The sequence below is a fragment of the Streptomyces sp. NPDC050287 genome (genome assembly GCF_044459385.1).
Taxonomy (GTDB): Bacteria; Actinomycetota; Actinomycetes; order Streptomycetales; family Streptomycetaceae; genus Streptomyces.
In genome coordinates this window covers 1,146,877-1,162,717 of the sequence record NZ_JBITIY010000001.1, presented here as the reverse complement: position 1 = coordinate 1,162,717, position 15,841 = coordinate 1,146,877, and the positions used below count along the sequence as shown (strand labels likewise).

12 protein-coding genes, 3 pseudogenes and 1 CRISPR repeat array are annotated in these 15,841 nt (G+C 68.7%); of the genes and pseudogenes, 9 read left to right on the top strand and 6 right to left on the bottom strand.

Annotated features, from left to right (window positions below; all coding sequences use genetic code 11):
- Positions 1–12: 12 nt before the first annotated feature.
- The 3 genes from cas7e (at position 13) to cas6e (ending at position 2,732) form a co-directional block, all read left to right on the top strand.
- Positions 13–1,179 (top strand): type I-E CRISPR-associated protein Cas7/Cse4/CasC, encoded by a 1,167-nt coding sequence (gene cas7e / locus ACIBK3_RS05095; RefSeq protein WP_399361963.1) that lies wholly within the window; start codon positions 13–15, stop codon positions 1,177–1,179.
- 7 nt (positions 1,180–1,186) lie between these two features.
- A complete protein-coding gene (gene cas5e / locus ACIBK3_RS05090; RefSeq protein WP_399361961.1) occupies positions 1,187–1,927 on the top strand; it encodes a type I-E CRISPR-associated protein Cas5/CasD in 741 nt (246 codons plus the stop codon).
- A 130-nt stretch (positions 1,928–2,057) separates the two neighbouring features.
- Positions 2,058–2,732: a type I-E CRISPR-associated protein Cas6/Cse3/CasE gene (gene cas6e, locus ACIBK3_RS05085; RefSeq protein ID WP_399361959.1), complete on the top strand. Its 675-nt coding sequence runs from the start codon at positions 2,058–2,060 to the stop codon at positions 2,730–2,732.
- 339 nt (positions 2,733–3,071) lie between these two features.
- Positions 3,072–3,589: a CRISPR direct-repeat array (repeat unit 26 nt; unit sequence CTCTCCGCGCGAGCGGAGGTGAACCG).
- A 3,159-nt stretch (positions 3,590–6,748) separates the two neighbouring features.
- On the opposite strand, the pseudogene ACIBK3_RS05080 reads toward cas6e, so the two are convergent.
- Both ACIBK3_RS05080 and ACIBK3_RS05075 read right to left on the bottom strand, forming a co-directional pair.
- Positions 6,749–7,108, bottom strand: a pseudogene (locus tag ACIBK3_RS05080) (response regulator transcription factor); the annotation flags it as partial.
- Positions 7,107–7,683 (bottom strand): annotated as a pseudogene (locus ACIBK3_RS05075) (ATP-binding cassette domain-containing protein); the annotation flags it as partial. The pseudogenes ACIBK3_RS05080 and ACIBK3_RS05075, both read right to left, overlap by 2 nt.
- A 297-nt stretch (positions 7,684–7,980) precedes the next feature.
- Between ACIBK3_RS05075 and ACIBK3_RS05070 the strand changes: the two are divergent.
- A pseudogene (locus ACIBK3_RS05070) lies at positions 7,981–8,103 on the top strand (BlaI/MecI/CopY family transcriptional regulator); the annotation flags it as partial.
- A 108-nt stretch (positions 8,104–8,211) separates the two neighbouring features.
- Here the strand turns inward: ACIBK3_RS05070 and ACIBK3_RS05065 are convergent.
- Both ACIBK3_RS05065 and ACIBK3_RS05060 read right to left on the bottom strand, forming a co-directional pair.
- Positions 8,212–9,138: a M56 family metallopeptidase gene (locus ACIBK3_RS05065; RefSeq protein WP_399361957.1), complete on the bottom strand. Its 927-nt coding sequence runs from the start codon at positions 9,136–9,138 to the stop codon at positions 8,212–8,214.
- Positions 9,135–9,506, bottom strand: a complete 372-nt coding sequence (locus ACIBK3_RS05060) for a BlaI/MecI/CopY family transcriptional regulator (RefSeq protein ID WP_399361955.1) — start codon at positions 9,504–9,506, stop codon at positions 9,135–9,137. Before ACIBK3_RS05060 ends, ACIBK3_RS05065 begins: the two co-directional genes overlap by 4 nt.
- 117 nt (positions 9,507–9,623) lie before the next feature.
- Between ACIBK3_RS05060 and ACIBK3_RS05055 the strand changes: the two genes are divergently transcribed.
- The 5 genes from ACIBK3_RS05055 to ACIBK3_RS05035 are packed head-to-tail and all read left to right on the top strand — an operon-like array spanning position 9,624 to position 13,611.
- Entirely contained in the window at positions 9,624–10,292 is a 669-nt protein-coding gene (locus tag ACIBK3_RS05055) for a DedA family protein (protein ID WP_399361953.1), read from the top strand.
- The gene (locus ACIBK3_RS05050; RefSeq protein WP_399361951.1) at positions 10,289–10,894 is read left to right on the top strand and encodes a phosphatase PAP2 family protein; all 606 of its coding nucleotides are present in this window, start codon (positions 10,289–10,291) and stop codon (positions 10,892–10,894) included. The genes ACIBK3_RS05055 and ACIBK3_RS05050 overlap by 4 nt, the downstream gene beginning before the upstream one ends.
- Positions 10,891–11,622, top strand: a complete 732-nt coding sequence (locus ACIBK3_RS05045) for a phosphatase PAP2 family protein (RefSeq protein ID WP_399361949.1) — start codon at positions 10,891–10,893, stop codon at positions 11,620–11,622. The genes ACIBK3_RS05050 and ACIBK3_RS05045 overlap by 4 nt, the downstream gene beginning before the upstream one ends.
- The gene (locus ACIBK3_RS05040; RefSeq protein ID WP_399361947.1) at positions 11,576–12,238 is read left to right on the top strand and encodes a response regulator transcription factor; all 663 of its coding nucleotides are present in this window, start codon (positions 11,576–11,578) and stop codon (positions 12,236–12,238) included. The genes ACIBK3_RS05045 and ACIBK3_RS05040 overlap by 47 nt, the downstream gene beginning before the upstream one ends.
- On the top strand, positions 12,235–13,611 hold the full coding sequence (locus ACIBK3_RS05035) for a sensor histidine kinase (RefSeq protein ID WP_399361945.1): 1,377 nt from the start codon (positions 12,235–12,237) through the stop codon (positions 13,609–13,611). The genes ACIBK3_RS05040 and ACIBK3_RS05035 overlap by 4 nt, the downstream gene beginning before the upstream one ends.
- 315 nt (positions 13,612–13,926) lie before the next feature.
- Here ACIBK3_RS05035 and ACIBK3_RS05030 read toward each other — a convergent pair whose 3' ends face one another.
- Together ACIBK3_RS05030 and ACIBK3_RS05025 are read right to left on the bottom strand one after the other, a co-directional pair.
- The gene (locus tag ACIBK3_RS05030; RefSeq protein ID WP_399361943.1) at positions 13,927–14,817 is read right to left on the bottom strand and encodes a hypothetical protein; all 891 of its coding nucleotides are present in this window, start codon (positions 14,815–14,817) and stop codon (positions 13,927–13,929) included.
- A 155-nt stretch (positions 14,818–14,972) separates the two neighbouring features.
- Positions 14,973–15,812 (bottom strand): hypothetical protein, encoded by an 840-nt coding sequence (locus ACIBK3_RS05025; RefSeq protein ID WP_399361941.1) that lies wholly within the window; start codon positions 15,810–15,812, stop codon positions 14,973–14,975.
- Positions 15,813–15,841 lie beyond the last annotated feature (29 nt).

The following is a 15,841-nucleotide window of genomic DNA, read 5'->3' as shown; positions in this document are numbered from 1 at the left end:
CTGGAGACAGCCGTGCTCATCGAACTGCACCTGCTGCAGTCCTTCCCCGTCAGCAACCTCAACCGCGACGACCTCGGACAGCCCAAAACAGCCCGCTTCGGCGGCTACACCAGGGCCCGCATCTCCAGCCAGTCCCTCAAACGGGCGGCCAGGAACCTGTTCACCCAGCACGGTCTGGAAGAGAGCGACAAGGGAATCCGCACTAAACGGCTGCGCGACGGAGCCGCCGCTCTGCTGGCAGAGCGAGGCCGAGAGGCAGACCAGGCTCTGGAGATCTGCCAAGCCGCCCTGGAAGAGCTGAGGTTCAAGCCCCATGCCAGCACAGGCCTGACGGAATACCTGCTCTTCGTCGGCCACACGGCACAGCATCGACTCGCCGACTACAGCGACCAGCGGTGGGACACCCTGGCCGAAGCTGTGGCCGCAGCCAAGAAGAAGAAAGAAAAGGAAGAGAAGACACCCCGCAAGGCAAGCGCAGCCAAACCGTCAAAGCCAAAGCTCAGCAAGGAGGCACAGGAAGCCGCGCAGCTCATCCTGGATGGCAGCCGCGCCGCAGACATTGCCCTATTCGGCCGCATGATCGCCGACAACACCGACTTCAACGTCAACGCCGCCTCGCAAGTCGCCCACGCACTGTCCACACACTCTGTGGTCAACGAGTTCGACTACTACACGGCGCTCGACGACCTGCGACCGGACGCGGAACCCGCTGCGGACATGATCGGCACCGTCGACTTCAACACCGCCTGCTTCTACCGCTACGCAAACCTCGACCTGGAACAGTTGAACAGGAACTTGGCCGGCGATACCGACCTCGCCGCTCGCGCAGCCCGCGCCTGGTTGCTGTCCTTCATCAACGCCGTTCCCACCGGAAAGCAGAACTCCATGGCGGCCCGCACACCCCCGCAGACCCTGCTCGGCATCGTCAGAGAAGACGGCGCCTGGAACCTGGCCAACGCATTCCTCAGCCCCGTAACGGACGTCCCGGACCTGATGGCCGAATCAACTCGACGGCTGGCTAACCACTACCAGCAGATCCGCAGCTTCTACGGCGCCAGCCAGATCCGCCACACCGCCTTCGCCTCGATCGACGAAAACCCCGGCGACTTCCCCGACGACGAGATCGCCTCAAACCTCGACGACTTCGTATCACGGCTGCTCACCGCGACGAAGGGCTGACATAAGCGTGCCCACCCTGCTCATGCGCTTCGACGCACCCATGCAGTCCTGGGGAACACGGTCAAAATTCGCCAGACGCGACACGGGAACCGAACCCACGAAGTCGGGCGTGGTGGGTCTCCTTGCGGCAGCCCTGGGAGTGCCTCGTGACGACAAACGATCCATCTCCGAGCTCGCCCAGCTGCGTATGGGTGTTCGTGTCGACCGGGAAGGCATCGTTGAAGAAGACTTCCACACCGTGCAGAACGTGCCCAACACTGAAGGGAAGAACCACCGGACGGTCGTCACCGAGCGGTACTACCTGGCCGACGCCCTCTTCCTCGGCGCCCTCGAAGCGCGCGACGTGGAAGTCCTACGTCGCTTGCACCATGCCCTGCTGCATCCGCGCTGGCCGTTGTACTTCGGACGCAAGGCATTCGTACCCGCTCGGCCGATCGTCAGCAGCGGAGACCGGGAGCCGCCAGCCATCACCGATGAATCACTCGAAGACGCACTCGCTCATTACCCCTGGCTGGAAAACCAACCGCGTGCCAGACGCCGCGCGCAGGCAGAATCCGAGGACGAGGCCGTGACGTGGCTGCGCACCGTGGTGGATGCCGACCCCAGCATGCTGGACGTTGAACTGCGTCACGACCATCCGATCACCTTTAGCGAGCAGGACCGACGGTACGCGCCCCGCGCGGTACACATCAGCCACGTCCCTCTCACCAGCGCAATGCTGGCCCAGCACAACAGCTTGGCTCCATGACGTCCAGATATTCGGTCCTTGAGGTAGTCGACCAGATCCACCGCAACCGGGCGAGATTCCTCAGCAAGTCGGCAACGGGCCCGGATCAGCATCCCCACGACGCGCCGACCAAAATCGAAAGACTGGCAGCATGACACTCTGGCTCACCCGCATCGTCCCCGACCTGCACAGTCGTGAGGCCCGGCGCGACATCCAGGGAGCAAACGCCGCGATGGGCCTGCACCGTCGTCTGATGACCCTCTATCCCGACAACGCAGGACCCGACCCACGAGCCCAATTCGGCGTGCTCTTTCGAGTTGAGGACACCTCGAACGGCCAACACATCCTCCTGCAGAGCAGCCACGAACCCGACCTCACCCGCCTGCCCAGCGGATACGGCACAGCTCTCACGCGCCCCCTCGACCCCCTCCTCGAAGCTCTAGAGACGGGCCTGACCGTTCGCTACCGGTGCACCGCCAGCCCCGTCCGCAAACCCGGCGCCACCACCCGCGCCCGCTACAACCTCCCAGCTGTCATACCGCTCAACGGAGAGGAAGCTGACGAATGGTGGACACGGCAGGCCGATACCGCGGGACTCAAACCCCTCTTGAGCCACTCCCACGCCGTTGAAGCCGCGCGAGCGGTAAGAACCCTCAACGGCGCAAACGACAAACAGCACATCCGCCATAACCGGATCCGCTTCGACGGCACTGCCACGATTACCAACCCCGACCTCCTCCGCCAAAAAATCACGGAAGGCATCGGCCGCGGCAAGGCCTACGGCTGCGGCCTCCTCAGCGTCGCCCCAGCAAGGAACGCGCCGTGACATAGGGGGGATTGTCGGAGTCATGGTGCACGCTCGGCAATTCCCGTCTGGCGAAGCTATGAAACGCAGACCCATTGACGTTGCTACACGAGGACCCCTGCCCTCTCTGCATAAGCGGAGGTGAACCGTAGTCCGTGCCGTCGGTCGTCAGGTTGACGGTCTGCTTTCGCGCGAGCGGAGGTGGGCCGTGCCAGAGATCGGTTTTTCGATCTTGGTCTCCTGCACTCTCCGCGCGAGCTGAGGTGAACCGGTGACGGCGACAGGGGTTCTGGGGTGCGTGCCGTCCTCTCTGCGTGAGAGTGAACCGTGGGGAGACCCGTTCGCCCACATCGGCAGCGTGTGCTCTCCGCGCGAGCGGAGGTGAACCGAACGGCTGGAACTACCGCACCGGCCCGTCTACGTGCTCTCCGCGTGAGCGGAGGTGAACCGCAGGTCACTATCGCTGCTCTTGGACTTCTCGAGTGCTCTCCGCGCGAGCGGAGGTGAACCGATGGCCGGGCGCACGATGAGCGCGCGGTAGCCGTGCTCTCCGCGCGAGCGGAGGTGAACCGAACTACCAGGACTTCCAGAAGTCCCTCGGGTAGTGCTCTCCGCGTGAGCGGAGGTGAACCGTCGTGGCAGTAGTCCTCGACGTATACGCCGTTGGCTCTCCGCGCGAGCGGAGGTGAACCGGTGCACGCCAGGTTCCCGAAGGGAGGAGGAGGGTGCTCTCTCCGCGCGAGCGGAGGTGAACCGCCGGCGCCGGTGATGAGCGTGCGGTGGCGCTTGTGCTCTCCGCGCAAGCGGAGGTGAACCGCGGATGATCTGCCCGATGGGGTCATGGGTGTGGTCCCCTCCGCGCGAGGGGAGGTGAACCGGTGACGGTGACAGGGGTTCCGGGGTGCGTGCCGTCCTCTCTGCGTGAGAGTGAACCGTGGGGCGACCCGTTCGCCCACATCGGCAGCGTGTGCTCTCCGCGCGAGCGGAGGTGAACCGGGCGAGCTGGAGGACAGCCAGAAGAAGCACAAGTGCTCTCCGCGCGAGTGGAGGTGAACCGGTGACGGTGACAGGGGTTCCGGGGTGAGGGCCGCCTCTCTGCGTGAGCGGAGGTGAACCGGAGGGGGCGTCCTGGCTGACGGACACGCTGGAATACTCTCCGCGCGAGCAGAGGTGATCCGACGCCCGCCTCGTCGTAGAGGCGGTGCAGGGCGTGTTCTCCGCGCGAGCGGAGGTGAACCGACGGCGTCCCGGCACCAGCCGTCCCGCATGATGTCCTCTCCGCGCGAGCGGAGGTGAACCGTCAGCCGTGATGCCGTCGGCGGCCGGGATGAGGTGCTCTCCGCGCGAGCGGAGGTGAACCGGTCGCAGTGATCATCGGGGCTACCGGGATGGTGTGCTCTCCGCGCCAGCGGAGGTGAACCGTTCAACGAAGAGCCGAGCTTCGAACAGGTCAAGTGCGCTCCGCGCGAGCGCGGAGGTGAACCATACGCGATCCCGATCGGTACGGACGGCCAGATGTGCTCTCCGCGCGAGTGGAGGTGAACCGCTGAAGACGCATCTGACCAGCGGCCAGCAGGTGTGCTCTCTGCGCGAGCGGAGGTGAACCGGTGCGGTCGGACAGGGTGTAGCCGGCCTTGACGTGCTCTCCGCGCGAGCGGAGGTGAACCGCACGAGCCCCAACGGGGGTCGCTCTTGGGTAGGTGCTCTCCGCGCGAGCGGAGGCGAACCGATCTTCGGCCGCGAGCCCATCGCGATCCTGGCGTGCTCTCCGCACGAGCGGAGGTGAACCGAACTCGGCCGCAACCTCGATGCCCATCAGCCGGAGCTCTCCGCGCGAGCGGAGGTGAACCGGTGCACGCCAAGTTCCCGAAGGGAGGAGGAGGGTGCTCTCTCCGCGCGAGCGGAGGTGAACCGCCGGCGCCGGTGATGAGCGTGCGGTGGCGCTTGTGCTCTCCGCGCAAGCGGAGGTGAACCGACGCTCATGGAACGTACCGGCACCGGTGAGTCGTGCTCTCCGCGGGAGCGGAGGTGAACCGAAGAAGGTCACTGTCCGGGCGATCATCCAGCAGGCCCTCGCTCGAGCGGAGGTGGACCGTACATCGGCCGGACCGGACTGTCGGCCACCGAGTGATCTCCGCGCGAGCGGAGGTGAACCGGCCCACGCAGTAGTAGAGGATGACGTGGCCGAGTGCTCTCCGCGCGAGCGGAGGTGAACCGCACACGAAGAAGCAGCTGGAGTCGGGGCAGAAGTGCTCTCCGCGCGAGCGGAGGTGAACCGGAGGACGCTGAGTACTCGGTTCGCGGTGTTTCGTGCTCTCCGCGCGAGCGGAGGTGAACAGGCGCACAGCACGAGCGTCGACGCGCTGGTCTCGTGCTCTCCGCGCGAGCGGAGGTGAACCGATGGGATCAGTGGGCAGTAGGACGTGCATCGGGTGCTCTCCGCGCGAGCGGAGGTGAACCGCGTGTCGCGGCGCTGGTACCCGGCCACCCTCAGGTGCTCTCCGCGTGAGCGGAGGTGAACTGCCGAAGCCGCGGGAGCGGCGCCCGCTTGACCGGGGCCGAGTCCGTGGGCGCTGGAAGGTCGTGCTCTCCGCGCGAGCGGAGGTGAACCGCAGTGGGACCCCACCGGCACCGACGTGTGGGTGTGCTCTCCGCGTGAGCGGAGGTGAACCGTTCGACTGGACGTACGTCTGCAGGTGTGGGCCGTGCTCTCCGCGCGAGCGGAGGTGAACCGCAGACGAACTACACGGAGGGACTGCGCCGGATGTGCTTTCCGCGCGAGCGGAGGTGAACCGGCTAAAGGCACCGCGTGGGAAACGCTGTGGACGTCCTCTCCGCGTGAGCGGAGGTGAACCGTGCGACACCGGTTTCGCACTGGAGCTGTGGGCATGCTCTCCGCGCGAGCGGAGGTGAACCGGACGGCGCGGAGTCCGTACGGGACGCGCAGGAGTGCTCTCCGCGTGAGCGGAGGTGAACTGTAGAAGCCGCGCGAGCGGCGCTCGCTTGACCGGGGCCGAGTCTTTGGGCGGTGGAAGGTTAATCCGCTGCGGGCGGGTTCGAGGCCCCTTCCCGAGCTCACAAGATCGTCTCGAACGCCTTCCGTCTGGCCCCTTGTGGCCTCATTGAGGCCGCGTTGAGGCCGCAAGGACAGGAACAGACTGACAAGGCTTCCGAAGCATCGACAGAGGTTAACCCATCTGACCTGCGAAAACGTCATGAAAGAGCGTTGATCGGCAAGGACCGCCAAGATCCTCAAAGGACTCATAATCCGCCGGCCGTGGGTTCGAGTCCCACCCGCCCCACCTGTGCAGGTCTGTGACCTGCGGAAACGTTCATGTTTGGGTGTCGAGGCGTCAACTTCGCCTGAACGGACTGGATCCGCTGCTCGCGACTTCGAAGCGGGCCGAGACTCTTACCCCTCGCCGAGCAGTCGTCGCGCTGACCTGCGGAAACGCTGATGATCAGGGCTTGTGTCGACGAGCTGGCAGCGTCTCCTCGGCTTCATTTCGTGATCCTGGGGACACGTTGGGGACGCGGGGATTGGGTGGTGTCTGCTGACCATCGTCCGCGGGCCATCTACCGGCCGCCCGGGAAGCTTCCGTGCGGGGCTGCCGACAGGGTTCGGCCGCGACTTCGAGGGACTCGCGCCGGGGCGCGAGGGCCTGGTGCGCGCTGGGCGGAAACTGCCCGAACAGAAAACGACCCAGCCTGTTCGATGAGCTGCTCGAGTGGGGCGCCGCCGTCACCCCGCGCAGCCCATGGCTTCATGGAGGTCGCTGTTCCTCGGGGGTATGGGCACGGAGGTCTAGTCCGATGATGTCGGCAGGTTCGGCTCGGGGTCCGGAAAGTCTCCCGCCGGCGAGGGCGTCGCCGACCGGCGTGCTTCGAGGAGGACAGGGCGTAGTACCGCAGTACTAACGGGCTTCGCAGGATTCGGTTCCGCGGTACGGGATGGTCGCCCGGTACCGCTCCTACGTTGAGATCGCGGGTCAGTCAGGCCCAGCTTTACCGCTCATGCCCGGCCGCCGCTCGTCGGTTCAGTCCGCGGTGGGTCGGGCGAGGCCGTGGTCGTAGGCGAAGATCACGGCCTGGATGCGGTCGCGGGCTCCGATCTTGGCCAGGACACGGCCGACATGCGTCTTGACCGTGGACTCGGACAGGACGAACCGCGCGGCGATCTCCCCGTTGGTCCAGCCCTTGCCGACGGCCACGAGGATCTCGCGCTCACGGTCGGTCAGGGAGGTGAGTCTCGGGTCCTCGGAGGGGTCGGTTCTGTGGGAGGGGACGTACCGGGCGAACTCGTCAAGGATGCGGCGGGTGAGAGCGGGTGCGATGACGGCGTCGCCGACAGCGACCGCGCGGATGCCCGCGAGGAGTTCTTCGGGGCGGGCGTCCTTCCGCCACCAGGGCCATCTCGCTCATCAGGTGCGAGGACACGAACACCGTCCGGCCCTCGTCGGCGAGCCCCTTGAGCAGGTTGCGGATTCAGAGCACACCCTCCGGGTCCAGCCCGTTGACCGGCTCGTCCAGCATCACCGTCTGCGGATCGCCCAGCAGCGCCGCCGCGATGCCCAGCCGCTGGCCCATCCCGAGAGAGAAGGCACCGGCCCGCTTCTTCGCCACGCTGCCCAGTCCGGCGAGATCGATGACCTCGTCGACCCGGAATGCCGTGAGTCAGTGCGAGGGCCCTGAGGTGGTTGTACGCCGAACGGCCCGGGTGGATCGACTTCGCCTCCAGGAGCGCACCAACCTCCTGGAGCGGTGCCCGGTGCGAGGCGTATCGGTGGCCGTTCACGGTGACGGAGCCACTCGTCGGCGCGTCGAGGCCGACGATCATGCGCATGGTCGTGGACTTGCCCGCGCCCTTGGGCCTCAGAAAGCCGGTCACCGTGCCCGGCTTCACGACGAAGTCCAGACCGTCGACCGCCGTCTTCTCCCCGTACCTCTTGGTCAACTGCCGTGCGTCGATCATGCGCGTTCTTTCTGTCGGCCTCCGGCGTCCGTCACTTCGACGCCGCACCGGCAACGCTAGGTGCCGAATCACTCCGATCCGGTGGTACCGGCAGGCTGATCTGCGCCATACGCGTGGTACCGCGGTACTACGCGCCTACCTGCGGTGGCCTACGTGTTCGCCGGCTCCGCCGTGGTCGCAGCAGGCATCCGGCCGCTGCGAAGGGTGGGCCGCCCACCCCGCGCCCGCCGCTCCGGAGTCCGCGGCGCATTGGGCCGAACGGCGTAACGCAGGCGGGCTGGAGAGCGAAGTGCTGCTCTGCGGACGGGGCCGCTGACTCCGGCGGACATCCTCCAGGCCGAGATCGGCAGAGGTCTCGCCTACAACACGGTGCGCACGATCCTCAGACGCCTGTACGGCAAGGGGTTCGTCCTGCGGGACGCCGACGGGCGGCGTGGTGCGTACCGCCCGGCCAAGAACGCCGGCGAGCTGACCGCACCCTCGTCGGGGCCGCTCCTCCGGTCGTCGCGGACGCCGGGGGCGAAGTGGTCACGGACCGTTCTCCCCCTGGGCGATCTCGACCTCATGGTGGAAATCCACGACACCGGCGGTTCCGGCGACGACGGACAGAACCGCGCAGACCACCAGGAGGAACGCGGCCCGGCGCGCGGCGCGCGGGCGCTGCGGGGGTTCGAGGAGGGCGGCGACGCGTTGCGGGACGGGGCCGGTCGTCGCCGCGGGTGCGAAGTCCGGGCGGGTGGACGGGGAGGCGTGGCCGGCGAGGGCGGCGCGGGCGATGGCGGTGGCGATCAGGCGCCGGTCGCCGAGAGTTGCGGCGGCACTCTCGTCGGCGGCCCGCTCGGCGGCGAGCCGGATCGCGGCGCGGGTGGTGCGCAGGGCGGGGTGGCAGTGGGCGGCGAGTTCGGCGGCGGCCAGGAAGTAGTGGTGGCCGGCCCGGTTGTGGGCGCGTTCATGCGCGAAGAGGGCCTCGCGCTCGGCGGGGCCGAGGCTGCGCAGCATCGCGGTGGTGACGACGATGCGGTGGGGCCGTCCTGGCAGGGCGTACGCGTCGGGGTGGGGCGAGTCGATGACGCACAGGTCGCCGGCGGCAGGGCGGTGGTCGGCCTGCGTGCGGGCAGCACGAAAAGCGCGGGCCTGCCGGAACGCCGAGCGGGCGAGGGTGAGGGCACTGAGGGTGAGGATTCCGGCGGCCGCCATGGCCGCGGGGAGGACGAAATAGTCCGAGGGGGTGCGCAGTGGGTGCACGAGCTTGCCCAGGGCGGCGAAGGCGGGGGCCTTGAGCAGTCCGATCAGGACCAGAGCTCCGAAGGCGGCGACGCAGGCTCCCGCCAGCGCCAGGGCCGAGGCGGTGAGCACCCACAGCGCGGTGGCGGGGGCGAGACGGTCGAGGGCTCGGCGCGCCAGCGTCGGCGCGAGGAAGGGCAGGATCATCGGCACGAGCAGCAGAACGGTCATCGCCCGTCGCCCTCCAGCAGTTGGCGCAGAAGCTGCTCGTCGTCGGGGCTGAGCTGGGCGACGAAGCGGGCCAGGACCGTCTCCCGGTCGGTGTCCCGGTCGAGTTCGGAGTGCATGCGCCGGGCGGTCAGGCCGGGGGCGTCCTGTATGGGGAAGTAGGCGTAGCCACGGCCTTGTCGTTCCCGGTCGACCACACCCTTTTCGTGCAGCCTGGTCAAGATCGTCGTCACCGTCGTGCGGGCCAGCCCGGAGCCGAGTTCCGTCTGCACTCGCCCGGCGGTGAGCGGTACTCCGGCGGCCCACAGGGCGGCCATGACGGCGGCTTCGAGCTCGCCCGCCGGCCGCCTGTCGTCCTTCGGATTGGTCATGGGAACGATCCTCACCCCGCCATCGTCTACAGTGCAGTAGACGGTCTACAGAATTGTAGTCGTTCGTCGGGTGTCGTTGCGGTGCATCCGACGATCCGGATGAAGGGGCTCCCGACGATGACCACAGCCGTGCACCTATCGTCGCAGCTCGCTGTCAATGTGCTGGATGCCCGGTCGCTGCTGGCCGCGTTCGGCGTGCTGGGCGTGGGTGTGGTGCTGTTCGCCGAGACCGGCCTGCTGATCGGTTTCTTCTTGCCGGGCGACTCGCTGCTGTTCACGGCGGGGCTGCTGTGCACCGGCACCACCGGTCGCGGCCTGAAGCTGTCGCTTCCCCCGCTGCTGGTCGCCGCGGCGGTGGGTGCGCTCGCGGGCTCGCAGTGCGGCTATCTCCTCGGCCGAAGAGCGGGCGGCGCCCTGCTCGCCCGCAGCAGATCGGCCCGCCTGCAGGAGGGCGCGAAACGCGCGGAGGAGCTGCTGGAGCGGTACGGGTACGCGAAGGCGATCGTGCTGGCCCGGTTCGTTCCCGTGGTGCGTACGGTGCTGAACCCAATGGCGGGTGCCCTGGGGGTGCCGTTGCGCACATTCACCGTGTGGCAGGTGACGGGCGGGATGCTGTGGAGCCTGGGCCTCACCCTGGCCGGGTACGTGCTGGGCTCCTCCGTGCCGAACGTGGACCGCTATCTGCTGCCGATGGTCGCGGTGATCGTCGCCGTGTCTTTGATCCCGGTCGCGTCCGAGGTGTGGCGCTCGCGCCGGGCCGCGAAGGCGAAGGAGGCGCACGGATGATCGTCGCCCTCGACGGCTCGTCGGTCGACGGCTCGGCATACACCGAGGTGGTGAAGCTCGCCCGGCACGATCCTCCGTGGCTGGACGACACGGTGTCGGCGTGTTCGACGTACGGGCTCGCCCTGTTCGCGGTGCTCATGGCCGTCGGCTGGTGGCGGGCCCGGCGGGTGGGCGCCACGGCGTCGGTGACGGCGCTCGCCGTGCCGTTCGTCGTGGTCGTCGCCTACGGGGTGGACGCGGTACTGAAGCTGCTGGTGCGCGAGGACCGGCCCTGCCAGAGCCTGCACGTGACCCCGCTGGAGGCGTGTCCGGGGCCTGACGACTGGTCTTTCCCCAGCAATCACGCGGCGATCGCCGCCGCGGCTGCCGTCGCGCTGCTGTTCGTCTCCCGCCGGCTCGGCGCGGTCGCCATGGTGGCGGCCTGCGCGATGGCCGTATCCCGGGTCTGGGTCGGCGCGCACTACCCCCACGACGTGTTGGCAGGGGCCGTGGTGGGAGCCCTGGCTGCGCTGTTCGCCATGTCCGCGCTGCGCGGGCGGGCGGAGGCCACAGCCGTGCGGCTCACCGCCACCCGCCTGCGCCCGCTGCTGGCGGCGTCATGAAGCGCAGCGACGTCGCCGATCTGGCCGGCAGTTGCGGCCTCGGGGCCTGGACGGCGTTCGGCGTGCTGACCATGGTCGTGGTGGGCCACGACGGCATACCGCTGTTCGCGGACGTCGGCCTCCTCTCGTGGTCCGTCGGCCACCGGCCGGACGTGGCGGTGGCGTTCGCCCGTGGGCTGACCGCCACCGGGACCGGTGTCGTACCGCTCGCGCTGGCGGTGCTGGCCGGACTCATCGCGGGACGCACTCCCAGGCAGCGCGCGCTCGCCGTCGCACTCTGCCTGGTCTGTCTGACGGCGGGCCAGGCGCTGCGGTACGGGGTGATGGAGTTCGTCGCCCGGCCCCGGCCGCCCCGGTCGGAGTGGGGCACGCATGCCTCCGGATGGGCGTTTCCCTCCGGCCACACCACCACGGCGGCCGTCACCGCGGGACTGCTGATCATCGCCGTCCAGGTGCGCGGCCCGCGGGGCAGAACCCCGCTCACCCTGGTCATCGGCGCTTGGGGCGCGCTGGTCGGACTGACCCGCGCCTACCTCGGGGTGCACTGGTTCACCGACGTCGTCGGCGGCTGGCTGTTCGCCCTCGGGTGGTTGGGACTGTACCTGTACGCCGTGGCCCGGTGGCTGCCCACTTCGTGCGCCTCAGACACGACCTGTACGGCCGAAGATCCGACGGAGGACCATGCGCCACAAGATTCTGGTCGTCGAGGACGACCACGCACTTCGTGACGTGCTGCGCCGCGGCCTGTCCGACGAGGACTTCGAGCCCGTGCTTGCCACTGACGGCGCCACCGCCCTTCGGCTGGCCACGGACGACATCGCCGCGGTCGTCCTGGACATCGGGCTGCCCGACGCTGACGGCCGGGACGTGTGCCAGGCGATGCGCGCCAACGGGTTCGTCGCCCCGATCATCTTCCTGACGGCCCGTCACCACCTCACTGACCGGCTGGCCGGGTTCTCCGCCGGGGCCGACGACTATCTGCCCAAGCCGTTCCATCTCGCCGAACTCGTTGCCCGGCTGCGGGCCACGCTCAAGCGCGCTGCACCCTCGGTCGTCGCCACGGCCGGAGATCTGGTCCTCGACGCGACCCGGCACAGCGCGAGGGTCGGCGAAGTCGACGTCGACCTGTCCCCTACGGAGTTCCGTCTGCTGGCCACGCTCGTGGCCGCGGGCGGCGGAATCCTGCGCCGCCGGGACCTGGTCAGGGCGGCATGGCCGGACGGGGCACAGGTCAGCGACAACACGTTGGACCAGTACCTCAGCCGCCTGCGGCGCAAGCTGCGCGAGGCGGGCAGCGGCCTGATCCTCCGGACGTCGCGCGGAATCGGGCACCGGCTGTCATGAACCGTCTCCTGCGTCGCCTGGCTCCCCACACGCTGCGCGGCAGGCTCTCGCTCGTGGCGCTGACCACCGCCGCGCTCCTGATGACCGTCCTCACCGTGGTGTTCAACACCGTGATGGACCGGCACCTGCAGCACCAGGCGGACGACGAACTGCTGAGCCGTGCGGCCGCCGTCGCCACGACCGTCGATACCAGCGGTCCCCGGGTGCGCGTCCTGGAGACCGTCAACGACAGCCTCCTCGACGCGAACGTGTGGATCTACACCGGGACCCGCCTGGTGGAGAAGCCGCCGGCGGCCCCAGCCGACAGCCCGCTGACCAACGCCGCCGGCAGGCTCGCCGCGCGGGCGAAATCGCTCTGCACGACCGCCGAGACCGAGAGCCTCCGTTTCGTCCGCCTGTGCTCCCGGCCCCTGCCCCGTCACCGCAGCACCGCCACCATCGTCACGGCCGCGGATCTCGCCCCGTACCGCAACTCGGCGGACAGTTTGCTGACGGGCTCGCTGATTCTGGACGCCGTCATGCTCGCCTGCACCTACGCGCTGACCCGCCTGGCCGTCGGACGGGCGCTGCGCCCCGTGCGCACCATGACCGACCAGGCCACCCAGTGGAGCGCCGTCGGCTCCGACGAACGCTTCGGCGTCGATGACCAGCCGGCCGAACTTGCCCGCCTGGGCACCTCGTTGGACGCGCTGCTGGACCGCATACGCACCGTACTGCGCCACGAGCAGCAGCTGACCGGTGAGCTGTCCCACGAACTGCGCACCCCGCTCACCCGGATCGTCATGGAGCTCGACTGGTGGCGGACCCGGCCGCGCTCGGCCGCCGAAACCCGTGCCACCCACGAGGTGATCGCCGAGGCCTCCCAGTCCATGCGAACCATCTGCGACACACTGCTGAACGACGCCCGCGAAGGCGCGCAGAACACCTCAACGCCCCCCGGCGCCACGGCCGTCGTTCCCGTCCTGTGCCGACTGGCAGAGAATCTCGGCGCACGGGAGCAGGTGAAGACCGTCGTCGACGTGACGGATCCGAATCTGGAGGCGGGGGTCGCGCCGGCTCTCCTCGAACGCATCGTCAGCCCGCTGCTGACCAATGCGGTCCGCTACGCATGCTCCACGGTGACGGTGTCCGCTCGGCGGCTGCCCGGCGGCGTGCGGATCACCGTCACCGACGACGGTCCCGGCGTACCGCAGACATTCGTCGACGACCTCTTCCAGCCCGGCCGCCGCGCCGACCACGACGACGGACACGACGGCGCGGGCCTGGGACTGCCGCTCGCACGACGCCTGGCCCGCGCCGTCGGCGGCGAGGTGTCCCACGCCCCCGGGCACACCACCGGAGCGCGTTTCCTGGCCGATCTGCCTGCGGGGTGACCGGCTGCCGAAGCCGTCTGGCGGCCTCCCGTGAGGACGTCGCCGACGGGACTGCCGTCACGTTCGGCGGTGTGCCGGCCGTCGCGCGTGTGCAGGCCGACCGGTTCTTCAAGCGCGGAAGGACACCCGCCAGGAGACGATCACACGTGCCGACCGACGCGATGCCAACCAGCCAGTCCCTCACACACAGAAGCACACCCGCCGGACGAACGAGCACCCCGACCGCGCGCCGGCCCGCGCGATGCCGTGCGGCGGTCCCTGTCACACGGAAGGGCGCTCCCCACGCGGGCGAGCGCCCCAAGCCGCGGTTCGGGCTCAGTCGGCCTGCTGGGTGACCGGCTCCCCTACCGTCACGGGCGCGGCGCTGGTCCTGCGCTCCCGGACCTGTGCGTAGGCCATCAGGCCCAGCAGGACGGCCAGCAGGACAGCCGAGGAACCCGCGGTGCCGAGGTCCAGACCGCCCTTGGCGACCGGCTTGGTCAGGAAGTCACCGGCGGTCGCACCGAGGGGGCGGGTGAGCACGAAGGCGATCCAGAACAGCAGCACGTTCGGCACCGCGGGCACCTTCATGAGGGCGGCGAGGACCGCGAGCACACCGGTCACGAGCAGCGCGCCGCCGGCGTAGCCGAGGCCGGAGCTGTCGGACAGGAAGTCGCCCATGGAGGTGCCGAGGGTGTTGGAGACGAGGATCGCCGACCAGAACAGCGCCTCGCCGCGGAAGGTGACGATGTCGCGGATCTGGAAAGTCATCCCGCTCGCCTTCCAGATCGCGAAGATGACCAGCAGGATCGAGATGAGGATCGCGGCGCCGGTCGGATAGCCGAGGCCAAGTCCCTGAGGGCCCCAGCCGAGCGAAGTGGCACCGCCGGACAGGTACTTGGCGCTGGCGTCACGGTTCATGAAGTCGGACATCGTGGTGCCGGCCATGCTGGTCGACAGGATCACGGTCCAGTAGAAGAACGGGTTGTAGCGGCTGGCCCCGAGCTGGACGGCCAACGTCACCACGAAGACCACGAACAGCGCGATCGTGGTGAGGAAGTAGCCGAGCTTGAGGGTCTGCGCGAAGAGGTCGCCGGCCGTCTCGCCAAGGGTGGTCGCGGCGATCTTCATGATCCAGAAGGCCAGTGTCACCTCCGGGAGCTTCTTCATGACCGATGTGGTCATGCTCGCGACGTCGAGATCGGTGAGGACTTCCGGTTGCTCCAAGGTGGGGGGCTCCTTGTCCGGTCGCACGGCAGGGCGCCCGCCCCGCGAAGGGGACGGACGCCCTGTGAGAAGGGGTGATCGCGAGGGGGCGATCACCGGAACCGATCTTGGCAGCGTCAGCCTGTACACATCCTGAACGCCTGCCGCGTGCCCGCTCAGGCCGCGTGTCGTGCGGTCTGCTGCGCTTGCGCCACGTCCTTGCGGGTCACCGACAGATACACGACCAGGCCGAGGATGACGGTGAGGAACAACGCGCTGGTGACGACGGTGCCCATGCCCACGCCGCCGTCACCGGTGGGCTGGGAGAGGTAGTCGCCTATGGACGCGCCCAGTGGGCGGGTGAGGATGTACGCGATCCAGAAGCTCCACACCGCGTCCAGACCGAGCTTGAAGTGCGCGAGGGCGACCGCGGCGATGGCCAGGCCGAACAGGACCGCGGAGAGCCAGTAGCCGAGGTCCATGCGCTCGGAGACCAGGTCACCGGCCGCGGTGCCGAGGGCGAAGGTGAACAGGACGGCGAGCCAGTAGAAGGACTCGCGGCTGGTGGTGTCGATGCTGTGGATGGACAGCGTGCGCTCACGCCGGTACCAGACCACGAAGACGACCGCGAGGACGATCGCGAACACGGTGGTGGTGGTCTCCAGCGGGATGCCCATGTTGTCGGTGAGGTTGTCGCTGATCAGCGTGCCCACGACGCTGATCAGGGCGACGGCCGTCCAGTACACGCCGGCGCGGTAGCCGCGCGTGCGGAACTGCACGACCAGGACGACGGCCAGGAAGGCGCTCATCAGCACGGACACACCGGTCAGGCCGAGACCGGCCTTCTCGTTGAGCAGGTCGGCCGCGGTCTCGCCGACCGTCGTGCACAGCACCTTGATGACCCAGAAGTAGACGGTGACTTCGGGCACCTTGTTCCAGTGTGTCCGGCGACCGGAGGACACCGCCTGGGTGCCGGCCGCCGAGGGCACAGAGGTCTCTGACGTCTCGTATCTCATGAGGCCCGACCGTGCCACGAGATACCTGA

What these genes read in the sequence shown, in the direction of transcription:
- cas6e (WP_399361959.1), top strand. Translation starts at nt 2,058, where the DNA reads ATGACACTCTGGCTCACCCGCATCGTCCCCGACCTGCACAGTCGTGAG.
- ACIBK3_RS05065 (WP_399361957.1), bottom strand. Translation starts at nt 9,138, where the DNA reads ATGACCGTTCTGCTGCTCGTGCCGATGATCCTGCCCTTCCTCGCGCCG.
- ACIBK3_RS05060 (WP_399361955.1), bottom strand. Translation starts at nt 9,506, where the DNA reads ATGACCAATCCGAAGGACGACAGGCGGCCGGCGGGCGAGCTCGAAGCC.
- ACIBK3_RS05055 (WP_399361953.1), top strand. Translation starts at nt 9,624, where the DNA reads ATGACCACAGCCGTGCACCTATCGTCGCAGCTCGCTGTCAATGTGCTG.
- ACIBK3_RS05050 (WP_399361951.1), top strand. Translation starts at nt 10,289, where the DNA reads ATGATCGTCGCCCTCGACGGCTCGTCGGTCGACGGCTCGGCATACACC.
- ACIBK3_RS05045 (WP_399361949.1), top strand. Translation starts at nt 10,891, where the DNA reads ATGAAGCGCAGCGACGTCGCCGATCTGGCCGGCAGTTGCGGCCTCGGG.
- ACIBK3_RS05040 (WP_399361947.1), top strand. Translation starts at nt 11,576, where the DNA reads ATGCGCCACAAGATTCTGGTCGTCGAGGACGACCACGCACTTCGTGAC.
- ACIBK3_RS05035 (WP_399361945.1), top strand. Translation starts at nt 12,235, where the DNA reads ATGAACCGTCTCCTGCGTCGCCTGGCTCCCCACACGCTGCGCGGCAGG.
- ACIBK3_RS05025 (WP_399361941.1), bottom strand. Translation starts at nt 15,812, where the DNA reads ATGAGATACGAGACGTCAGAGACCTCTGTGCCCTCGGCGGCCGGCACC.